General features: G+C 74.1%; 20 protein-coding genes. 6 read left to right on the top strand and 14 right to left on the bottom strand.

Annotated features, from left to right (window positions below; translation table 11 throughout):
• Nucleotides 1-247: 247 nt before the first annotated feature.
• Nucleotides 248-1393 carry an Mrp/NBP35 family ATP-binding protein gene (locus tag HNR25_RS16080; RefSeq protein WP_184636337.1) on the top strand — a complete coding sequence of 382 codons (1146 nt, stop codon included), beginning with the start codon at nt 248-250 and terminating at the stop codon, nt 1391-1393.
• Nucleotides 1394-1620: 227 nt separating this feature from the next.
• Nucleotides 1621-2094, top strand: coding sequence for a nucleoside deaminase (locus HNR25_RS16075; protein ID WP_184636335.1), 474 nt, complete (start codon nt 1621-1623; stop codon nt 2092-2094).
• A 25-nt stretch (nt 2095-2119) separates the two neighbouring features.
• Here the strand turns inward: HNR25_RS16075 and HNR25_RS25990 are convergent, their stop codons facing one another.
• The 4 genes from HNR25_RS25990 to sigE form a co-directional block, all read right to left on the bottom strand.
• Nucleotides 2120-3241, bottom strand: a complete 1122-nt coding sequence (locus HNR25_RS25990; RefSeq protein ID WP_246464423.1) for a S1C family serine protease — start codon at nt 3239-3241, stop codon at nt 2120-2122.
• Nucleotides 3242-4055: 814 nt separating this feature from the next.
• Nucleotides 4056-5084, bottom strand: a complete 1029-nt coding sequence (locus HNR25_RS16065; RefSeq protein WP_184636331.1) for a sigma-E factor regulatory protein RseB domain-containing protein — start codon at nt 5082-5084, stop codon at nt 4056-4058.
• Nucleotides 5085-5196: 112 nt separating this feature from the next.
• Nucleotides 5197-5835 (bottom strand): anti-sigma factor family protein, encoded by a 639-nt coding sequence (locus HNR25_RS16060; protein WP_184636329.1) that lies wholly within the window; start codon nt 5833-5835, stop codon nt 5197-5199.
• A 2-nt stretch (nt 5836-5837) separates the two neighbouring features.
• The gene (gene sigE / locus HNR25_RS16055; RefSeq protein WP_312862570.1) at nt 5838-6488 is read right to left on the bottom strand and encodes an RNA polymerase sigma factor SigE; all 651 of its coding nucleotides are present in this window, start codon (nt 6486-6488) and stop codon (nt 5838-5840) included.
• A gap of 370 nt (nt 6489-6858) precedes the next feature.
• Here sigE and HNR25_RS16050 point away from each other — a divergent pair, with 370 nt between their 5' ends.
• Entirely contained in the window at nt 6859-7482 is a 624-nt protein-coding gene (locus HNR25_RS16050) for an O-methyltransferase (protein WP_184639392.1), read from the top strand.
• 210 nt (nt 7483-7692) lie between these two features.
• On the opposite strand, the gene HNR25_RS16045 is transcribed toward HNR25_RS16050, so the two are convergent.
• Together HNR25_RS16045 and HNR25_RS16040 are read right to left on the bottom strand one after the other, a co-directional pair.
• Nucleotides 7693-9234 (bottom strand): leucyl aminopeptidase, encoded by a 1542-nt coding sequence (locus HNR25_RS16045; protein ID WP_184636325.1) that lies wholly within the window; start codon nt 9232-9234, stop codon nt 7693-7695.
• Nucleotides 9235-9348: 114 nt separating this feature from the next.
• A complete protein-coding gene (locus tag HNR25_RS16040; protein WP_084722758.1) occupies nt 9349-9516 on the bottom strand; it encodes a DUF3117 domain-containing protein in 168 nt (55 codons plus the stop codon).
• Between the two features lie 279 nt (nt 9517-9795).
• Between HNR25_RS16040 and HNR25_RS16035 the strand changes: the two genes are divergently transcribed.
• Nucleotides 9796-10659: an enoyl-CoA hydratase gene (locus tag HNR25_RS16035; protein WP_184636323.1), complete on the top strand. Its 864-nt coding sequence runs from the start codon at nt 9796-9798 to the stop codon at nt 10657-10659.
• Between the two features lie 21 nt (nt 10660-10680).
• On the opposite strand, the gene HNR25_RS16030 is transcribed toward HNR25_RS16035, so the two are convergent.
• The 4 genes from HNR25_RS16030 to HNR25_RS25980 form a co-directional block, all read right to left on the bottom strand.
• The gene (locus HNR25_RS16030) at nt 10681-12435 is read right to left on the bottom strand and encodes a serine/threonine-protein kinase (protein WP_221457618.1); all 1755 of its coding nucleotides are present in this window, start codon (nt 12433-12435) and stop codon (nt 10681-10683) included.
• Between the two features lie 60 nt (nt 12436-12495).
• Nucleotides 12496-13065: a hypothetical protein gene (locus tag HNR25_RS16025; protein WP_312862569.1), complete on the bottom strand. Its 570-nt coding sequence runs from the start codon at nt 13063-13065 to the stop codon at nt 12496-12498.
• A 359-nt stretch (nt 13066-13424) separates the two neighbouring features.
• Nucleotides 13425-14018, bottom strand: a complete 594-nt coding sequence (locus tag HNR25_RS16020) for a DNA-3-methyladenine glycosylase I (RefSeq protein WP_184636321.1) — start codon at nt 14016-14018, stop codon at nt 13425-13427.
• A complete protein-coding gene (locus tag HNR25_RS25980) occupies nt 14015-14614 on the bottom strand; it encodes a hypothetical protein (RefSeq protein ID WP_246463689.1) in 600 nt (199 codons plus the stop codon). The genes HNR25_RS16020 and HNR25_RS25980 overlap by 4 nt, the downstream gene beginning before the upstream one ends.
• Nucleotides 14615-14724: 110 nt before the next feature.
• Here HNR25_RS25980 and HNR25_RS16010 point away from each other — a divergent pair, with 110 nt between their 5' ends.
• Nucleotides 14725-15084, top strand: coding sequence for a hypothetical protein (locus HNR25_RS16010; RefSeq protein WP_184636320.1), 360 nt, complete (start codon nt 14725-14727; stop codon nt 15082-15084).
• Between the two features lie 67 nt (nt 15085-15151).
• Here the strand turns inward: HNR25_RS16010 and HNR25_RS16005 are convergent, their stop codons facing one another.
• The 3 genes from HNR25_RS16005 to HNR25_RS15995 form a co-directional block, all read right to left on the bottom strand.
• A complete protein-coding gene (locus tag HNR25_RS16005) occupies nt 15152-15970 on the bottom strand; it encodes an LOG family protein (RefSeq protein ID WP_184636318.1) in 819 nt (272 codons plus the stop codon).
• Between the two features lie 94 nt (nt 15971-16064).
• A complete protein-coding gene (dapE, locus tag HNR25_RS16000; protein ID WP_184636316.1) occupies nt 16065-17129 on the bottom strand; it encodes a succinyl-diaminopimelate desuccinylase in 1065 nt (354 codons plus the stop codon).
• Between the two features lie 178 nt (nt 17130-17307).
• The gene (locus tag HNR25_RS15995) at nt 17308-18144 is read right to left on the bottom strand and encodes a 2,3,4,5-tetrahydropyridine-2,6-dicarboxylate N-succinyltransferase (RefSeq protein ID WP_184636314.1); all 837 of its coding nucleotides are present in this window, start codon (nt 18142-18144) and stop codon (nt 17308-17310) included.
• 314 nt (nt 18145-18458) lie between these two features.
• Here HNR25_RS15995 and HNR25_RS15990 point away from each other — a divergent pair, with 314 nt between their 5' ends.
• Nucleotides 18459-19316: a hypothetical protein gene (locus HNR25_RS15990; RefSeq protein ID WP_184636312.1), complete on the top strand. Its 858-nt coding sequence runs from the start codon at nt 18459-18461 to the stop codon at nt 19314-19316.
• A 120-nt stretch (nt 19317-19436) separates the two neighbouring features.
• Here HNR25_RS15990 and dapC read toward each other — a convergent pair whose 3' ends face one another.
• Entirely contained in the window at nt 19437-20552 is a 1116-nt protein-coding gene (gene dapC / locus HNR25_RS15985) for a succinyldiaminopimelate transaminase (RefSeq protein ID WP_184636309.1), read from the bottom strand.
• Between the last annotated feature and the right edge of the window lie 122 nt (nt 20553-20674).

Raw genomic sequence — 20674 nt, 5'->3', positions numbered from 1 at the left:
CGCGCGGTGCACGGCGACGCTCCGCCGACGGGCGGCCCCCTGGCCGCGAGTATCGTTACCGGCCGGTACGCCAGGCGAGGCCATTGTGATTCTCCTCACATTCATGGCGCGGTTTCAGCTGTGCAGCGCCGTGTGCGGCCCTGATCCGCCCGCCGCGCAGCCCGGGCCGAGCGCCGCGTCCGGCGCCGGGAAATCTCCCGCTCTGCGGTCGTCGGGGTAGCGCGACCTCCTTGCATACCATGGGGGTATGTCCTCCACACCCACCACCGAGCAGGTGAACGCGGCTCTGGCGACCGTCCAGGACCCCGAGATCCACCGCCCCATCACCGATCTCGACATGGTCAAGAGCGTCGAGATCGCCGACGGCGGTGTCGTGAACGTCGGCATCTACCTCACGGTGGCCGGTTGTCCCATGAAGGGGCGAATCGAAAGCGACATCACCACCGCCGTCACCAAGGTCGAAGGCGTCACCCGGGTGAACGTCGAACTCGACGTCATGAGCGACGAGCAGCGCAAGGCACTGCAGACGAAGCTGAAGGGCGGTCAGGAAGACAAGGAGATCCCCTTCGCCAAGCCCAACTCGCTCACCAAGGTCTACGCCGTCGCCTCCGGCAAGGGAGGCGTGGGCAAGTCGTCGGTGACCGTGAACCTCGCGGCGGCGCTGGCCGACCTCGGGCACAAGGTCGGCGTGGTCGACGCCGACATCTACGGGCATTCGGTGCCGCGGATGCTCGGTGTCTCCGACCACCCGACCAAGGTCGAGGACATGATCATGCCGCCCACGTCGCACGGCATCAAGGTCATCTCCGTAGGCATGTTCACCCAGGGCAACCAGCCCGTGGTGTGGCGCGGCCCGATGCTGCACCGCGCCCTGCAGCAGTTCCTGTCCGACGTCTTCTGGGGCGACCTGGACATCCTGCTGATGGACCTTCCCCCGGGCACCGGCGACATCGCCATCTCGGTCGCCCAACTGCTGCCCAGCGCCGAGATCCTGGTCGTGACCACTCCGCAGCAGGCCGCGGCCGAGGTCGCCGAGCGGGCGGGCGCCATCTCCGGGCAGACGCACCAGCGCGTCGCCGGCGTCATCGAGAACATGTCCTACTACGTCGCGCCGGGGAGCGATGAGCGCACCTACCTCTTCGGTGAGGGCGGCGGCCAGACCGTGGCCGACGGCCTGACCAAGTCCCTGGGCGCCGAGGTTCCGATGCTGGGCCAGGTTCCGCTGGACATGCGCCTGCGCGAGAGCAGCGACGAGGGCCAGCCGCTCGTGCTCAGCGAGCCCAGCACCGACGCCTCGCAGGTGCTCAGCGGGATCGCCGGCGACCTCGTCGGCAAGCCGCGGGGCCTGTCGGGGATGCAGCTCGGGGTCACGCCGGTCGGCGGCGGCCGGTAACACCCGGTACCGACCACCGGGCAACCGGGCTCCAAGGGGCCGCCGTCGGCGACGGCGGCCCCTTCGTATGCCGGATCACGGCGCCGGCATACGGTCCGCAGGACGCGGCGCGGGCGGCGCACGGCCGCGTTCCGGCCGCCGCGGCGCGCCCGGCGGTATCCTCGGAGCCCGCCGCCGCGCCCCGGCGGGGCGCCGGCACCGCAGACACCGCGACCCCGGAGGAACCGTTGCCCGCGTCCGAGGACACCGACCGCTACCGGCAGTGGCTCACCGCGGCCGCCGAGGAGGCGCGCGCCGGCCGCGACGAGGGCGGCGTACCCATCGGCGCCGCCCTGATCGGCGGCGACGGGCGGGTCCTGGGACGCGGCCGCAACCGGCGCGTGCAGGACGGCGACCCGTCCGCCCACGCCGAGACCGCGGCGTTCCGCGCCGCCGGGCGCCAACGCGGCTACGCCGGCACGACCATGGTCACCACGCTCTCGCCGTGCTGGTACTGCAGCGGGCTGGTGCGGCAATTCGGGATCCCGCGGGTGGTGGTCGGCGAAGCGCGCACCTACTCCGGGGGGCACGACTGGCTGGCCGAGCACGGCGTCGAGGTCGTCGTGCTCGACGACCCCGGCTGCGCCGCCATGATGGACGCGTTCGTCCGAGCGCGCCCCGAGCTGTGGCACGAGGACATCGGCTCCGGCGCCGCGGAGTGAGCGGAGCCGCCGGATCCCGGCGGCGTCAGTCCGGGCCCGATCCCACGGTGAGGTCGGTGGTGTTGCGCCGGCCGTCGCGCTCGAAGACGACCTCCACCCGGTCGCCGGACTCGTAGTCGCCGATCAGCCGGATCAGCGTGTCGGCGTCGGAGATGTCGCGGCCGTCGAAGCGGACGATGACGTCGCCCGACCGCAGTCCGGCCTCGTCGGCGGGGCCGCCGGGCTCGACGGCGTCGCCGCCGGCGTCCTCCTCGGCCGCGATGAGCGCGCCCTGGTCGTAGTCCCCGTCCAAGGCGACGCCGATCCGGGGCCGGTCCTCGTCGGCGGGCTCGGATCCGTCCTCGCCGGCGCCGCTGAGGATGTCGGCGACGATGCCTTCGGCCTCGTCCGAAGGGATGGCGAAGCCGAGGCCGATGCTGCCGCTCTGCTCGCCCGCGGTCCCGCCCATGGTCGCGATGGCGGTGTTGACGCCGATCACCCGCCCTTGCGCGTCGACCAGCGGACCGCCGGAGTTGCCCGGGTTGATCGCGGCGTCGGTCTGCAGCGCGCTGATGGAGGTCCCCTGGCCCGCAGTGCCTTCGCCCAAGCGCACGGGGCGGTCGACGGCGCTGATGATGCCGGAGGTGACGGTGCCCGCCAGTCCCAGCGGCGCGCCGATGGCCACGACCTCGTCTCCGACGGTCACCTCGCCGGAACCGCCGAACGCCAGTGGCTGCACGTCGAGCGGGTCCTCCAGCCGCAGCACGGCCAGGTCGGAGTCGGGCTCGGTTCCGACGACGTCGGCGCCGCTGGTGCGGCCGTTGCTGTAGGCGACTTCCAGCTCGCCGCTCTCCAGCGCCGAAGCGACGTGGTTGTTGGTGACCACGTGGTCGTTCTCGATGGCGAAGCCCGAGCCGTTGCCGCTCATCGTCGTGCCGCCGTCTTGGATGGAGACCACGCTGGGACTGACCCGCTGGGCGACGCCCGCCACGGTGTCGGGGGCGCGACTGGGGGCGTCGGAAGGCAAGTCGGTGTTGAGCCGCGGCGAGTCGGTGGGTTCGGGCGGATCGGTGCTGTGCGCCCCCAGCGATCCGCCGAGCAGGCCGCCGCCGCCGGCGGAGCCGACCGCCACGACGGCCACGAGGACCAGCACGGCCCACAGCGGCATGCCGCGGCGCCGCTTGGGCGGGCGGGGCGGGGGCTGCGGGAAGCCGGGCGGACCGTAGGGTCCGGGCCCTGCGGGGCCGCCCGGGCCGGCAGGTCCCCCGGCGCCCGCGGGGCCCGGGGGGAAGCCGGGGCCGCCCGTTCCGGCGGGACCCCCGGGGCCGCCGGGCTGCGGAGGGCCGCCGGGGCCGCCGGGCTGCGGAGGGCCGCCGGGGCCGCCCGCCGATGGGGCGGCCATGCCGGGGCCGCCCTGGCCCGCGTAGTGGGGCGGGTCGGGCGCCGGACCGTCCGTGCTCTGCGGCGGCCGCCGGCCGCTTCCGGCGGCGGGGGCGCGGGGCGGCTGCGCCCGCGGCCCCGCCTGGGGCGCACTCGCAGGTCCCCCCGGCATCCCGGGCACGGGCCCGCTCTGCGGCGCGTGAGGCGCGCTGTGGGGCCCGGAGAGCTGCTTCCCGGGGTCGCCGGGGCGGGGCTGCTGCGGGGCCGGTGCGTCGCCGCTGTGCCCGGACGCGGGCTCGCCCTGCGGGGCCGCCGGGGACGGATCTGCGGGATCCTGCGCGGCCTCCGTCCGCCCTTCCTCCGGCGCGTGCGGATTCGCCCGGCTCTGGTCCGCTCCGCTGTCGGGGGTGGGGGGTCCGGTGTCGTCGGTCATCCAACTCTCCGTCTGTCGCGGCCGCCCCAATCGTGGAGCAGCTCGGATAAACCGGCCGTTAGGTGGCCTGTCGGGGGAAGCGCCACCGGCGGATCCTATGCCCCGGATGCGCGCTTCGCAGGGCGAAAACGCCCCATGACGGACCTGACCGGTCCACCATCGTCCCTGTTCAGTCGGTAACGGCCGCCGAGAGGTGGTCGAACCCCCGCAGGATCCGCTTCCAGAACCGGGGCGGCTCCGGAACCGTGAAGCCGTCGGCCGCCGCGCCGAACAGTCCCGGGGGCGCCTGGCCCACCGCTGTGTAGACGAAACCGCCGGAGTCCCATATCCGCTGCTGCGCGACGCCCGACATGCCGTCGCCGTCCACCGGTACGACCTTCGCGGCCCCCGATCCGGTTCCTTCCGATTCGCCGGGCAGGCGACCGCGCTGAGCGAACACCGACACGACGGAGAGCCCGTCGGAGTACGCCAGGTGGACCGCGCGGCCGCTGTCGGTGTCCGTGGTCCACGCCCGGATCAACCGCAGGTTCCAGGCGGGGCGCTCGGGGACGCTCCAGCCGTCCGCGCGCAGCCGCGCCAGCTGCGCCTCCGAGAGCTCGTCGGACCAGGGGCGCGCCCGCACGCCGGAACCCTCCGGCCGATCGGGCTCGCCGCCCATACTGACCTCGACGAACTCGACCGCGTGCACGATCCGGCCGGAGGCGTCGCGGATCTCCCTGCGCAGCGGTATCCCGGTGGCCTCGTCGACCCAGATCCGGCCGGCGACGCTGCCGTCGGCGCGCAGCGCGTCGAGCACGGCGGCCGGCCGGTCGCACATCCGGCCGCGACCGGTACGGGTCACCCGGTAGACCTCGGCCAGCTGGTCCAGGAGCACACGGTCGGACTTCAGCAGGGGCGAGGTCGCGCCGACCATGACGTCGCGTCCCCGGCCCGGGAGCACGCTCGCCTCGTAGCGGTAGTCGGTGCCCTCGCCGGCGCGGTGCACCACGTCGACGGTGCCGGTTCCGGCGCCGGGAGCGGTCACCGACTGCACGCCTTCGAACGAGACCTCGCGCAGGGACTGGGCGGTCCGGCGAAGCAGCTCCAAGGCGTCGTCCCCGCCCGGTGCCGGGACCTCCTCCGCGTCGGCCGCCACCGAGGACGGCAGCAGCACGAGGACGGCCAGCGACAGCGACAGCAGGACGAGCGGGATCCGCATGGGACTTCCTCCGACGCGGAGCGTCTCCGGTGGGCGGCGGTGGACGACGCGCAGCGTCGCCTTCGAGGGAGGCGGCCGACGGGCGCGCCCGCTCAGGGGCGGCCCGCGCCGGTCACCGCGGTGCGGACGTCGGCGCGCCGGTCTCGACCGCCGTACTCACTTGGGAACGCGCGTTCTCGATTCCGGGCACCGGGAGGTCGCGGGAGGTCACGGCATGCTCGACGATGTAGTCCTCCACGGGCGGGGTGACCACCGGCGCGTCCGCGGAGTCGCCGCCGGCGACGAAGGCGGTGCCCAGCGCGACGGCCAGCACCGAGGCGCCGGCGACGGCGAAGCGCGTGCGCTCCCAGCGCGGCCGCAGCACCGTCATCGGCCGGGGGCGGGCGGCCGGGCGGCGGGCGCGCTCGGGCGCCGGTGCGGCGGGGGGCGATTCGACCGCAGCCGCCGAGGGACCGCCGCCGATCGGCCGGCCGGATCCCGGAGGCGCGGATCCGAACATGCCCCCGGGCGGTCCCTGCGGACGTTCCGGCGGGTCGGCCGACGGCCCGCTCAGCGACGTCAGGCGCCCCAGGAAGTCGGTGGAGGGCTCGGGCGCATCCAGACCGTGCAGGCGGCGCTTGAGGCCGCGCAGCGTCTCGGCCTCGAACCGGCAGTCCTCGCAGTCGGCCAGGTGCCGCAGAATACGGTCGCGCTCGGAGTGGCCGAGCTCGCCGTCGACGAGAGCGGACAGGCGCTCTTCCGGATGGTCCATGGTCACTCCACCTCCCCGATACCACGATCGGCGCCGCCCCGGAGCTCGGCTTCGCGGGCGGCTGCCAGGCGCCGCCGGTGTTCGAGCGCTTTGCGCAACTGCGCGCGGCCCCGGTGGATCCTGCTGCGCACCGTCCCCAGCTTCACACCGAGGGTGGCGGCGATCTCCTCGTACGACAGGCCTTCGATGTCGCAGAGCACCACCGGGGCGCGGAACTCCGCGGGCAGGTCGTCGAGTGCGGCCTGGACGTCGGCGTCGAAGTGGCGGTCGTCGAACGACTGCGCCGGCGAGGGCTCGCGGCCCTGGAGGCGGTCGTCGGCGTTGTCGGAGAACCCCTCGAACCGGATGCGCTGCTTGCGCCGCGCCGTATCGAGGAAGAGGTTCGTGGTGATGCGGTGCAGCCAGCCTTCGAACGTGCCCGGGGTATAGCTGGCCAGCGACCGGAACACCCGGATGAAGACCTCCTGGGTGAGGTCTTCGGCGTCGTGCTTGTTCCCGGTCAGGCGGTAGGCCAGCCGGTACACGCGCGCCGAGTGGTCGCGGACGACCTCGTCCCAGCTCGGCGGCTCCCACTGCTCGAAGTCCACGGCAGCGTCGGAGTCTGCCACCGCCTCTCCCTTCGGTTCGCGTTCGCCCGCGGGGTCCGGGCGCACCGCCCCTGCGTCGTCAAGCCGGTCGTGCCGGGGCCGGCACCGACGGTTCGGATACGGAACCGTCCCTACCCGGTTTGCAACGTCGCGAGACGGTGATTAAGTTCCCTGCGCCGCCAACACGTCCTCAGAGGCCCTCGGCAGGCTAGTCTGTGCCCTGGACCCGGCCTGGGGGTGAGCGCACCGGCACGCAGTGTGACCGGGTGTTCGCCCGGAGCGCCGCGGTCCGGGCAAGCCGGCGCACGCCGCGTCCCGCCATCCGGCCGAGCCAGGTCCCGCGACGGGGCCGCCCGGCTCGGGGACATGTCAGACCACACGCGGGGAGGCCGCCATCGCCAGCCGAGACGACACACTGGCCCACACACTGGCCCACATCGATCAGTACGCCGTCGAGGACGCCCCTCTGACCTCGGCGCGCGAGGCCGGCCAGCGCGCCGAGTCCCCGCCCGTCAGCGCCTCCGGGGGCGCGGCCCTGCGCTTTTTGACCGCCTCGATCGGCGCCCGTTCCGTCGTGGAGGTGGGCACCGGCTGCGGCAGCTCCGGCATCTGGCTGCTGCGGGGCATGCGCGACGAATCGGTGCTGACCAGCGTCGACATCGAACCCGAGTACCAGGAGCTCGCGCGGTCGGCCTACCGACGGGCGGGCTTCGCCGCCGGACGCGTGCGGCTGATCCTGGGGCGGGGGCTGCACGTGCTGCCGCGGCTGACCGACGGCGCCTACGACATGGTCTTCGTCGACGCCGAGCAGGCCGCCTACGCCGACTACCTCACCGAGGCGCTGCGGCTGCTGCGCCCCGGCGGGATCGTCGTGTTCAACAACGCGCTGGAGGCCGCCACGAGCGCCGACGGGCCGTTGAGCGCTCCGGATCCGGGCACTGCGGCGGTACGCGAGGTCGCCCGCCAGGTGCGCGACGACGAGGACCTGATCCCGCTGCTGCTGCCCATCGGCGAGGGCCTCCTGGCGGCGATCCGCGAGGCGCCCCGCGACAGCGCCTGAGAGCCGTTCGGCGCCGGCCGAGCGCACCGGACCCGCCGCCGAACGGCCGCCGCCGAGGCCTCGGGAACGGGCTCCGGGAACGGGCCCGGGAGCGGCGGATCGGCCCCGCAGGGACGCCGAAGCGCCCGCGCCCGCCGGACCGGGCCCCGATAGTCGGGACGCGCCCCGGACGTGCCTCTCCGGCGGACGCGTCCCTTCCGGAAAGCGGGCCTATCCCGACGCTCCGCCCGGTCCCGCGGCCGGACCGTCGGCGGACAGCCAGCGCAGCAGCAGCCGGGTGGAGAACGCGGTGCCGCCCTTGCTCAGCACGCCCTCGTCGCTCACCGAGCGCCCGGGGCCGGCGATGTCCAGGTGCGCCCACGGCAGGCCTCCGGTGAACTCCCGCAGGAACAGCCCGGCCTCGGCGGCCCCGGGGCTCCCGTATCCGCCGTCGCCGACGTTGGCCAGGTCGGCCACCCGGGACTGGAGCGCGTCGCGGTACTCCTCGGTCAGCGGCATCCGCCATACCGGTTCGCCCGACGCTTCGCCGGCCTCGGCCAGTGCCGCGGCGAGGGCGTCGTCGCCGCTGAACAGGGCCCCCGTCCCGGTACCCAGCGCCACCTTGGCCGCGCCGGTGAGGGTGGCGACGTCCACGAGAGCGTCCGGCTCCAGCCGGGCCACCGCGTAGCCGAGAGCGTCGGCCATGACCAGCCGGCCTTCGGCGTCGGTGTTGAGCACCTCGATCGTGCGCCCGTCGTAGGCGGGGATCACGTCGCCGGGACGCAGCGCGGATCCGGAGAAGGCGTTCTCGGCGACGGGCAGCAGACCGGTGACGGCGACCCGGCTGCCCAGCCCCGCCAGTGCCGACATCACGCCGAGTACCACCGCCGCGCCGCTCATGTCCGTCTTCATGAGCTTCATGTTGTCGTTGGGCTTCAGCGACAACCCGCCGCTGTCGAAGGTGATGCCCTTGCCCACCAGCACGATGTGGGCCGCGGGGTTCTGCGGGCGGTAGTCCAGTCGCACCATTCGGGGCGGGCGGTCGGAGCCGGCGCCTACGGCCAGGATCGCGCCGAAGCCGTCGCGTACGAGCCGGTCCTCGTCCCACACCTCGGCGTGCAGGCCGGACTCGGCGGCGACCACGCCGGCCCGGGCGGCCAGCCACGCCGGGTCCTTCTCCGACGACGGGGTGTTGATCAGGTCGCGCGCCAGCGCCGTCGCTCGCGCCAGGGCCTCGCCGCGGCCCAGTGCCGAGGCGGCTTCCGCGGAGTCCGCGCCGACCAGGAGGAGTGTCTCCAGCGGCGCGGCTCCCTTCTGCTCCGAGGCCAGGCTGAACCGGTAGGAGGCCAGCAGCGCCCCTTCGGCGAACGCCTCCACGGCGCCGGCGCCGCCGTCGGCCACCGGCTCCAGGAGTGCGACGGTGCTCGCCGCCGTGCCGTGCCCCTTGGCCGCCCGGGCCAGTGCGGCGCCGGCCGTGCGCAGGTCGGCGGGTGCCCCCTCGCCGACGCCGAGCAATACGACGCGTACCAGGCCCGAACCGAGGTCCGCGGGGAACTGCGCGATCTCACCGGGTTTGCCGGTCAGCTCGTAGTGCGCGACCAGCGCGGCCGCCGGAGCCGGCAGCCGCGCGTCCAGCTCGGCGGGTTCGACGCCCGCGCCCGCCGCCAGGGCGGTCGGCGCCGCGCCGCCGCGCACGACGGGAATCGCCACCAGGTCGGCGGCGGAGTCGATCAGGGTGCCCGGAACCGGGCGGATCTCCGTAGCGATCGGCACGGATGCTCGCAATCGTGGGGTGGGCTCTCGGTAGGGCCGCGGCTCGCAGGCCTGCGGTAGCTGCGGCACACGTGCGGCGGCTGCCGGTGCGGCCGCCGGGCGGGGCTCGGCCGGTCAGCCGACGACGCCGTCGAGAGCCTCCTTGAGTTCGGCGGCTTCGTCCGGCGTGAGCTCGACGACGAGTCGCCCGCCGCCCTCAAGCGGGACCCGCATGATGATGCCGCGGCCCTCCTTGGTGACCTCCATCGGACCATCACCGGTCCTCGGCTTCATCGCCGCCATGCCGTATCCCCTTTCATAGGAAACTCTCGCGGGTGAATGGGCCGCTCCGGCGGAGGTGCCCCTGCCTCGGGGCGGCCGGTCCGGGGACGTGCCGCATCCGCGTGACTCAGGGAACGAATCACTGTTCTTCCATTATCTCGGTTTTGGGAACCGATTGGGAACGATCGGACTGTGCCGGGACCATCGGCCCCGAAGAATCCGGACAGTAAGGTTATAGCCGCAGGGCACTTTCGCGGTCTCGGGGACCGCGCCAGTAGCAGACCAGATCGGGAGATCCGCTTGTCCGAATCAGACACTGCCGACACCACCGACAATCACGACGAAACAGTCAGCGGGGGCGGCGGTGCCGACGACACCGGCGACACCCCTGTCAGCTACGACCTCACCGACGGCGTCGCGACGATCCGCCTGAACCGCCCCGACGCGATGAACTCGCTGACGCTGCAGACCAAACAGGCCCTGCTGGCCGCGATCGAGCGCGCCAAGAACGACACCGAGGCGCGTGCGGTGCTGCTCACCGGCAGCGGCAAGGCGTTCTGCGCCGGGCAGGACCTGCGCGAGCACGCCGAGAACCTCAACGAGGGGCACGGCCTCAACGGCACCGTCCGCGACCACTACAACCCCATCGTGCTGGGTCTGGCGCGCATGCCCAAGCCGGTCGTAGCGGCGGTGAACGGCACGGCCGCGGGCGCCGGCGCGTCCCTGGCCTTCGCCTGCGACCTGCGTATCGCCTCCGAGCACGCATCGTTCCTGATGGCCTTCGCCAACGTGGGCCTGGGCTCGGACTCGGGCGCGTCGTGGACGCTGCCGCGCCTGGTGGGCCACGCCCGCGCGATGGAGATGCTGATGCTGGCCGAGCCGGTCCCCGCCACGCGCGCCCTGGACATCGGGCTGGTGAGCAAGGTGGTTCCGGACGACGAACTGGAGGCGTCGGCACGCCGGCTCGCCGAACGCCTGGCCGGCGGCCCGACGGTGGCCTACGCGGCCGTCAAGGCCGAGCTCACCTTCGGCTCGGGGCTGGACTTGGCCAACGCCTTGGAGATGGAGGCGAGCCTGCAGGACCAGTGCGCCGAGACGCGCGACCACATCAACGCCACCGTGGCCTTCCTGAACAAGGAGCGGCCGGAGTTCGAGGGCCATTAGCCGGCGGATTCCGAGGGCGGTTCAGGCGACGATCGTGATGATGAGGACCACTACCCCGATCACCACCAGCAGCGACGCCCCGGCCACGACGCCGACGATCACGCCGGCTCCGCTGCCGCCCGAGGACGGTCCGGGTGCGGAGCCGCCGGGCCCGTAGGGCGACGGCGGTTGCGGCCCCCAGCCGGGAGCGCCCTGCCCCGGGGCGTAGGCGGCTTGGGGGCCCGACGGCGCCGGCGGCTGCCCGCCGGAAGCGCTCGGCCCGTAGGGCGGCTGCGGTCCCGACGCGGGAGCCGCCGGACCCGGACCGCGGGGCCCGGGACCCGCAGGCGGCTGCCCGGAACCGGGCCGGCCCTGCGGAGGCTGTCCCCCGGTCGGGGACGGCGCGGCTCCCGGACCGTAGGGTCCGGGCGGCGGTACCGCGCCTTCCGGGCCGTAGGGCTGCCGGCCGTGGCCCGGTCCGCCGGGTCCGGAGGCCTGCGGCGGCTGCGGTCCCGACACGGGAGCCGACTGCGGCGGACCGTAGCCGTAGGGCCGCTGACCGCCGGTCGGCGGCATCGCGGCGGGCGGCTCCCCGTAGGGCCCCTGCGGGCCCGACGCGGGCGGGGTGCCGGTCGGAGCACCCGAACCGGGCGCGCGCCAGTCGCCGCGGGGCGGAGCCGGCGCCCCCGGCGGCGTCTGCGGCCCGCTCGGCGGGGCGGGAGCGGACTGCCGCCCGTGCGGGTGCTGCGGTCCCGATCCGGTCGACGGCGCGGGCGGGAAGGACCGGAAGAGACCGTCCGCGTCGATCACGCTCCCGGCGTCCTGCGGCAGGCTGTCGCGCAGTCCGGCGGCCGTGTGCTCGCGCATCTCCGGCGCCGCGGCGGCTACAGCGCCGGCCGCCAGCGTCTGGACGGGTACCGCACCGGACCCGCCGGAGTCATCGGACTCGTCGGATTCCACGGCGCCCGCGGCCGCGGGACCGGACATGGCCACGCCGAGGACGCCCATCAGGGTCTCGGCCGCGGTGGGCCGCTCGCTCGGAGCCTTGGCCAGGCAGCGCTCGGCGATCCCGCGCAGCCGCCCGTCCAGCTCTCCCAGCTCCGGCTGCTCGTCGGCGACGCTGTGCAGCACCTCCCGCAGCGAGTCCTGCCCGAACGGGCTGCGCCCGTTGGCCGCGAAGACGATGGTCGACGCCCACGAGAACAGGTCGACCTCGGGGCCCAGCGCCTCTCCGGCGATCTGCTCGGGGGCCATATAGGCGGGGGTGCCGGCGATCTGGCTGGTGAGGACGGCGGTGCCCTCAAGCGCGCGGGCGATGCCGAAGTCGATCACCCGCGGACCGTCGGGGCCGAGGAGGACGTTTCCGGGCTTGAAGTCGCGGTGCACGATGCCCGCCTGGTGGATGGCGGCCAAGGCGGTCAGCGAGCCCACGGCCAGCCGCTCCAGGGAGGAGCCGCGCAGCGGGCCGTCGCGCAGGACCACCTCGCGCAGCGTCGGGCCCTCGATGTACTCGCTGACGACGTAGGGCGGATCGGCGTCGATGTCGGCGGCCAGCACCTGGGCGGTGCAGAACCGCGCGACCTTGCGCGCGGTCTCGACCTCCTCGGAGAGCTGGCGGCGCAGTCCCGCCGCGTCGATGCCGTCGGAGTGCAGGGTTTTGACCGCCACGGTCGCGCCGTCGGAGCCGTCGCGGCCGAGATAGACCACGCCTTGGCCGCCCTGCCCCAGACGTGCGGTCAGCGTGTAGCCGCCGATGCTCGCGGGATCGTCATCGGCCAAGGGCCGGGTGCCGGTCATATTCCCTCCAGGGGCCCTGTCCCGCGCGCGGCGGGCGCGCGGACCTCAGCGGCGACCACCCTAACGGAGAGTCCCCGTGGAGGTCATCGGGACGCCGTTGTGGGAGACGGCGGTCCAGCGGGCGTCGAGCGTGCCCGCGGATCCGCCGCGTTCCAGAACGAGGTCGGACTCGTCCACGCAGCGCTCCTCGGGGTCGTAGGTCTCGACGTAGTCGAAGGCGAGGCGGTCGCCGGAGCGCTCGGTCAGGGTGAGGCTGCCGCGGCAGTCGAAGGTGTACCACTCCGATACGCCGCGCTCCTCGCCGCGCTCCAGCTTGACCTCGGCGCCCCAGTCGGCGACATGCCGGCCGTTCTCGTTCACCTGGCTCATCTCGCCCCGCCAGGTGCCCGCATACGACTCCGGCACGGCCGATCCGCCGGCGGAGCCGTCGCGCTGCATCACCCACACGGCGGCCGAACCGACGCCCGACCCCACGACGAGGACCGCGGCCAGCCCGAGGACGAGGTTCCGGCGGCGCTTGGCGCTGTGCCGGGAGGAACGCGGCGGCGGCCACAGCGAGATGTGCCGGACGGGCGAGCCGCCCTTCTCGTCGGCGTCTCCCTTGGCGTCCGCGCTGGAAAGGCCGCTCACCGCGGGCTCCCGGGGCGCACCGGGGCGGGGGTGTTGGCTGTGATCATGGCGTGGACCTCCAAAGCGTACGGGCTCAGGCGTCGTCCGCTCGCGGCTATAGCGACAGAGAATAAGCGACAGATCCCGACACCGCCTCCGACATGGGGTGATGTGGAGCACACTGGGTGAAAATACCGATGCCGGACATGTCGCCGCCCGCTGCGCGCGGCGGACCGCGGAGAGGGACGGGATGACGTGCGGTGCGGACCGGACCGCGCCGTATCGGCGGGCCGCGCGCCGCGTCGGCGGACGCGGCGCGCGGACGGCGGATCCGCCTGTAGCCGGAGCCTACAACGCCCGCGGGCGTGATCGGCTCCTCGCTAGGGACGCGCCGACCGCCCCCGGCGGAAGCACCCGGTGAGATGGTCGTCGACGACACCGGTCGCCTGCATCGCCGCGTATGCGGTCGTCGGCCCGACGAAGGAGAACCCGTGCCGCTTGAGCGCCTTGGCCAGCGCGGCGCTCTCGGGCGTGGAGGCGGGAACGTCCGTGACACGTTCGGGCGCCGGGTGGCGCTCGGGTGCATATCCCCGCACCAGCGCGGCCAGACCGCCGGGCAGTTCCAGTGCCGCCCGCGCGTTGCGGATGACGGCCTCGATCTTGGCCCTGCTGCGGATCAGGCGGGCGTCGCCCAGCAGCCGCTCGACGTCGGCCGCACCGAAGTCGGCCACGGCCTCGGGGGCGAACCCGGCGAAGGCCTCCCGCAGAGCGGGGCGCTTGCGCAGAACCGTCAGCCACGACAAGCCCGCTTGGAAGCCCTCCAGGCAGATCCGTTCGAACATGGCGCCGTCACCGGTGATCTCCAGGCCCCACTCGGTGTCGTGGTAGTGCAGCAGCGCCTCGTCGCCCAGCGCCCAGTGGCACCGGCGCCGGCCGTCGGGGCCGGGGCGGGCCGTCGCTTCGTCGACGCTCATGACGCGCGCGGCCGCTGCGGCGCGGCCGCTGCGGATTCCCGGCCGCCGCCGGAAGCGCTTCCGGCCTCGGCGGAACCGTCCGCACCGGAGAAGGCGCCGGCGGAGTCGGAGGAGTCGGCGGGGGATCGGGACGGCCCGGCGGCACCGGCGTTCGGGCCCGAACGACCGGATTCCCGGAGATCGGCGCCGGTCCCTGCGCCCGGATGCGAGCCCGCACGGAAGGCGGCGGTGGGCCCGGTGTCTCCCCCCGCGGCACCGGCACCGCTCCCCGGCGCCGAGTCGGGCGGAACCGGCCGCCCGGCCTCGGCCAAGCGCCGCTCCAGGTCGGCGATCCGGGCGTCGCGCTCCGACAGCGCGCCCACGACGCGGCGCAGCACGTCGTCGACCGCGCGCACGTGGTAGCCCCACAGAGCCAGCGGCAGCAGGACCCGGCTCACGTCGGGACCGGACAACGGCCGGCCGGAAGGCAGCTCCAACGGCGGGTGGTCGGCTTCGAAACGCGCCAGCTCGCCGCCCTTCCCCATGACCACGTACGCCACGCCGGCGAGCACGGCCACCGCGGCAAGGGCGATCAGGGCGACGATGATCGGAGACATTAACCTCAATGGTGCCACACGCCCGGACGGCGCCACCGCGGCCGACACCGCCGGCGCCGGGCATGCGGGCGGGGCGGCCGGACAGCACACCGCGCAGCGATCGGGGGGCCATGGTGCCGGAGGAGACCGAATACGGCCGGGTGGTGGAACCCGGGGCGATCGTCGAGGGTGCCGAGGACCTCGGTTACCGCCCCGCCCCCGATCGGGTGCGCGAACGCGCCGAACGCGGCAGCACGGTCCTCGTCCGATGCACGGCCCCGGACGGCTCCGGCAGCGGCTCCGGGCCGGAGGGGGCCGGGGGCGCACACGCCGCCGAGGCGGCCGAGGTGGCTGTGGCATCGGTCTACGCCTGGCTCGGGGCGCGGGTCTTCGCCACCGCCCATCCGGAAGCGGTGCGCCAGGCTCTGGCGCTGGTCGCCTCGGTCCGCGGCCGCAGGCCCCCTGCCCTGGCCCGCCGCGGCCTGGCGTGACCCCCGGGCCCCGGGAACCCCCGGCCGGGGCGGACCCCGTGGTCGCCGGGAACGCGGTTCTGCGGGGTCAGGAGGACTCGGAGGCTTCCTCGGCCGCGTGCAGGTCGGACGCCTCGTCGGCCACGCGCTGCGCCTCGAACTCGCGACGGGCCAGATCGATGTGGGACTTGCGGATGATCTCGACGACTTCGTCGGGGTCGTCGGTCAGGTGCACCAGCTCCGGGTCGCCCTCGGAGATCGTCCCCTCTTCGAGGAGGGTGTCGCGGATCCAGTCGCGCAGGCCCGACCAGAACCGGGTGCCGACCAGCACCACCGGGAACCGGGTGACCTTGCCGGTCTGCACCAGGGTGATGGCCTCGAACAGCTCGTCCATCGTCCCGAAGCCGCCGGGCAGCACGACGAACGCCTGCGAGTACTTCACGAACATCGTCTTGCGCACGAAGAAGTAGCGGAAGGTGACGCCGAAGTCGATGTAGTCGTTCAGGCTCTGCTCGAACGGCAGCTCGATACCGAGGCCGATCGAGGATCCGCCCGCGTTCTGCGCACCGCGGTTGGCCGCCTCCATGACCCCGGGGCCGCCGCCGGTGATCACGGCGTAGCCGGACGAGGCCAGTTTCGTCCCGATCTCCTGGCCGGTCTCGTAATAGGGGGTGCCGGGCTTGGTGCGGGCCGATCCGAAGACGCTGACCGCGTGGCCGACCTCCGAGAGCAAGCCGAAGCCTTCGACGAACTCGGACTGGATGCGCAGTACCCGCCAGGGGTCGGTGTGCACCCAGTCGGCCGGACCGCGGCGGTCCAGGAGGCGCTGGTCGGTCGTCGTATCGGGGATCGCGTCGCCTCGGTAGGTGAGCGGTCCCGCACTCCGGGTTTTACGAGAATCCGTCATACCGCAACGCTATCCGGATTCGGGCTGCCGCATGCTGAATCCCAGGCCACACGCACGCGACCACAATCGGACGTGTACCCGTACGCGCCGCGGATCAGGCCGCGCCGGTGAGCCAGGCGGTCATGCGGGCCTCGGCGTCGGCGACGGCGTCCAGCGAGACCCACTCGTCGCGGGTGTGGGCCAGCGTGGGTTCGCCGGGCCCGTAGTTGACCGCGGGCACCCCCAGCTCCGCCATCCGCGCGACGTCGGTCCAGCCGAGCTTGGCGCGGACGTCGCCGCCGCCCACGGCCGAGACGAACTCGGCCGCCGCGGGGTCGTCCAGTCCCGGGCGCGCCGGCGCCGCGGAGTCGGTCACCCGAACGTCGAATCCCTGGAACAGGTCGCGCAGGTGCTGCTCGGCGTCCACGGGCGTCATGTCCGGCGCGAACCGGTAGTTGACGGTCACGGTGCACGCGTCGGGTATGACGTTGCCGGCCACGCCGCCGTCGACGAACACCGCGTTGAGGCCCTCGCGGTACTCCAGGCCGTCGACGACCGGACGGCGCGGAGCGTACGCCCGCAGCACGTCCAGGACGGGCCCGGCGCCGTGGATCGCGTTGGACCCCATCCAGGACCGGGCGCTGTGCGCACGCTCGCCGCGGGAGATGACCTCGACGCGCATGGTCCCCTGGCAGCCGCCTTCGATGACGCCGCCGGTGGGCTCCAGGAGTACCGCGAAGTCGCCCAGCAGCCGCTCCGGGCGGTTGCGGGCCAGCCGGCGCAGCCCGTTGCGCTCGGCGTCGACCTCCTCGCAGTCGTAGAACACGTAGGTCGCATCGTGCGCCGGTTCCGGCACCGAGGCGGCGAGGCGCAGCTGCACCGCCACGCCGCTTTTCATGTCGGAGGCGCCGCAGCCGTAGAGCCGCCCGTCCTCGGTGCGGGAGGGCACGTTGCCGACGACGGGCACGGTGTCGATGTGCCCGGCGAGGACCACCCGGCGCTGCCGGCCCAGCTCGGTCCGGGCGATGACCGCGTCTCCGTCGCGCTCGACGGTCAGGTGCGGCAGTCGGCTCAGGGCGCTCTCGACGGCGTCGGCGAGCGGGCGTTCGCCGCCGCTGACGGACTCGGTGTCGACGAGGTCGGCCGTGAGCGTGCGGACGTCGGAAGTCGGATCCAGCATTTCGGCTGCCTTCGGGTCGGGGCGGGTCTCGTGGCGGGTCGGGACTGCGCCGGTCGGGGCACGGCGTCCGCGGCACGCCCGAGTCGGGCCCCGGGTGCGCGCCGCGCCCGTGTGCCGCCGGAGCCGTCCCCGCCCGGCGGCCGGGCGGGGACGGGCTCGGGGGCGGACCGCGGCGGGCTCAGGCGTTGACGCCGTGCTCCCGCAGCAGGTCGTTCAGAGCGAGCTTGTCGTGCTCCTCACCGGCTTCCAGACGCTTGAGCACCAGCAGGCACGGCATACCGAAGTCGCCGCCGGGGAAGCTCTTGACGCGGTTGGCGGTGACGCACACCGACCACGCGGGCGCCTCGCCGCGCGGCAACTCGTCGCCGGACTCGGCGTCGAAGACGCGGGTGGAGGAGGTCAGGATGGTGCCGGCGCCGAGTTTGGCGCCGCGGCGCACCCGGGCGCCCTCCACGACCATGCTGCGCGAACCGAGGAAAGCGCCGTCCTCGATGACGACGGGCGAGGCCTGCGGGGGTTCCAGGACGCCGCCGACGCCGGCGCCGCCGGAAAGGTGCACGTTCTCGCCGACCTGGGCGCACGATCCCACGGTCGCCCAGGTGTCGACCATGGTGCCCGATCCCACCCAGGCGCCGAAGTTGGTGAAGGAGGGCATCAGCACCACGCCCGGCGCCAGGTAGGAGCCCCAGCGGGCGACGGCGCCGGGTACCACGCGCACGCCGTCGAAGCGGGTCTTGAGCGGGATGCGGTCGTGGTAATGGAAGCCGCCCACCTCGGCTTCCTCCATCGCCAGGACGCGGAAGCTCAGCAGGATGGAGCGCTTGGCGCGCTCGTCGACGACGACCTCGTCGGTGGACTCGTCGACGAAGGCGACCCGGGCTTTGCCGGTGTCCAGCTCGTCGACCGCGCCGACGATCACGTCGCGCGCTTCGGTGTGGTCGGGGGTCAGTTCGGATCGGCGCTCCCAGAGGGTGTCGATATCCTCGGGAAGCGGGCTCGTGAACGCGGTGGTCATGGATCCGGAGCCTACCGCCGGGCGCCGTGCGCCCCAACCCGGCCCGCGCGGCGCTCCGCAACGCCGTGCGGACGGTTTCCCGTCCACCCGCCGCGCCGCCGGTTCCGCCCTGCCTCGTGGGGCCGCGCCCGGCGGAGCGCACCGGGACCACCGCTGCACGCGGCCGTCGGGCTCCGGTTTCCGCTACGCCTTACTATGCGTGCAGATCCCCTTCCCGGATCAGCGCGGCGGCCTCCCCCGGCCGGATACCGCGCGAGACCGCTCCTGTCAGCCGAGGCGCGCTCCGCCCGCGCCCCAACCCCTACGGTCTGCCTGTGCCTGGAAAACCCCGGAAAGTCTCCGCATTCTTCAAGATCCTCGTCGTGTTGACGCTGATCTGCGGCGCACTGCTCGCCGGCGGGTACTACGTGCTGACCTCGGTACAACCGTTGGAGGTCAGCGAACCCGACCCCGTCGAAGCCTGCACGTTCACCGCCGACGGCGACACCGACTCCCTCGATCCCGCCCAGGCCGGCAACGCCGCGACCATCGGCGGCGTGGCCTTCGCCCGGGACCTGCCGCGCGAGGCGGTGGTCATCGCCTACGCGACGGTCTGGCAGGAGTCGAAGTTCTACAACATCGAGTACGGCGACCGCGACTCGGTCGGGTTGTTCCAGCAGCGCCCCTCGCAGGAGTGGGGCGAACCCGACGAGCTGACAGACCCCGTCTACGCCTCCGAGGCCTTCTACGCCAAGCTGATCGAGATCACGGACTACAACGACATGCCGGTCTACGAAGCGGCCCAGGCGGTGCAGCGCAGCGCCGACGGCTTCGCCTACGACCAGCACGAGCCGGTGTCGCGGCAGATGGCCGAGGCGTTCACCGGCGCTTCGGGCCCGACGGTGTCGTGCGTGCTGCCCGACGGGGTGGGCGAGTCCGACTTGGAGGGCGCCCGCGCGGAGATGGCCCGGATCTTCGGCGCCGACCCCGGCGCGGTGCCGCCCGGCGGGTCCTACGCCACCGGCGACCTGGGCTGGGCGATGGCGCAGTGGGCGGTGGCCAACGCCAAGGAGTACGGCATCGGATCGGTGACCCACCAGGACCAGCGCTGGCGCGCCGCCGCGGGTCAGAAGGGCTGGACGACGATTCCCGAGGCCGACGCCGCACCGCGCGGAGAGGTCGTGCTGAACTAGGGCGCCGGCGGGGCGCGTCCGGCACACCGGGCGGCCCGGATGGCCAGGACGGCCGCGTCCCGGGCGGGCGCCGCGGGTTCCCGCGGGCCGGCTCGGGCGCGAAGGCGGGTCCACCGCGCCTCAGGAAAGGGCGCGCAGCCGCTTCACCGCCGCGTCGACGCGCTCGTCGGGCGCGGTGAAGGCCACCCGCACGTGGCCGGCCCCCGCCGGGCCGTAGAACTCTCCCGGCGCGACGAGGACACCGTGCTCGGCGAGCAGCTCCACCGACCCCCACGCGTCGCGATCGGGGTGGGCCGCCCACAGGTACAGCCCGGCCCGGGAGTGGGTGATCTCCCAGCCGGCGGCCTCCAGAGCACCGCGCAGCGCCGTGCGCCGGGCGCCGTAGCGGGCCTTCTGCTCGTCGGCGTGGCCGTCGTCGTCCAGGGCGGCGCGCATCGCGGCCTGGACGGGCGCCGGCACGATCATGCCGGCGTGCTTGCGCACCGCCAGCAGCTCGTCGATCAGCGCCTGGTCGCCGGCGGCGAACGCCGCGCGGTAGCCGGCGAGGTTGGAGCGCTTGGACAGCGAGTGCAGGGCGATCAGGCCGTCGTGGGAGCCGCCGCACACGTCGGGGTGCAGCACCGAGACCGGTTCCTCGCCCTCCCAGCCGAGGCCGATGTAGCACTCGTCGGAGGCGACGACGGCTCCGCGTTCGCGCGCCCAGGAGACGACCTTGCGCAGGTGCTCCACTCCCAGGACGCGGCCGGTGGGGTTGGCCGGGGAGTTGATCCACACCAGCCGCACGGGCGCCGGCCCGAGGGCGGTCAGCCCGTCTGCGGCCACGGGGTCGGCGCCGGCCATGCGGATGCCGACGTCGTAGGTGGGGTAGGCGAGTTCGGGGTAGACGACGGTGTCGCCGGCTCCCACGCCCAGCAGCGTGGGCAGCCAGGCGACGAATTCTTTGGAGCCCACCGACGGCAGAACCGCCGAGGGCTCGACGGTGACACCGTGGCTGCGCGCCAGCCAGTCGGAGGCCGCCGCACGAAGTTCGGGGGTGCCGTAGGTGGCGGGGTAGCCGGGGCTGTCGGAAGCCGCGGCCAGGGCCTGGCGCACGCGTTCGGGCACGGAGTCGACGGGCGTGCCTACCGAGAGGTCCACCGGACCGTCGGGATGGGCGGCGGCGGTCGCCTTGTGCGGGGCCAGCCGGTCCCACGGGAAAGTCGGCAGTCGGTCCGCCACGCGCCTGCGGTCGGCCATCGTGTCCATTCCTCGGTCTCGGCCGGTGCGCGGCACGGTCCGGCACCGGGTACGCGGCAGGTTCGGCCGCCGCGGCGCGGCTGGTGTCTCGCCGCCGGCGGAACCCGCCGACGGGCCGGGAG

Origin of the sequence: Streptomonospora salina, from assembly GCF_014204715.1 — a bacterium.
In the GTDB taxonomy this organism is placed as follows: domain Bacteria; phylum Actinomycetota; class Actinomycetes; order Streptosporangiales; family Streptosporangiaceae; genus Streptomonospora; species Streptomonospora salina.
Note: the sequence above shows the minus strand (reverse complement) of the source record. Positions and strands in the feature narration are given on the sequence as shown.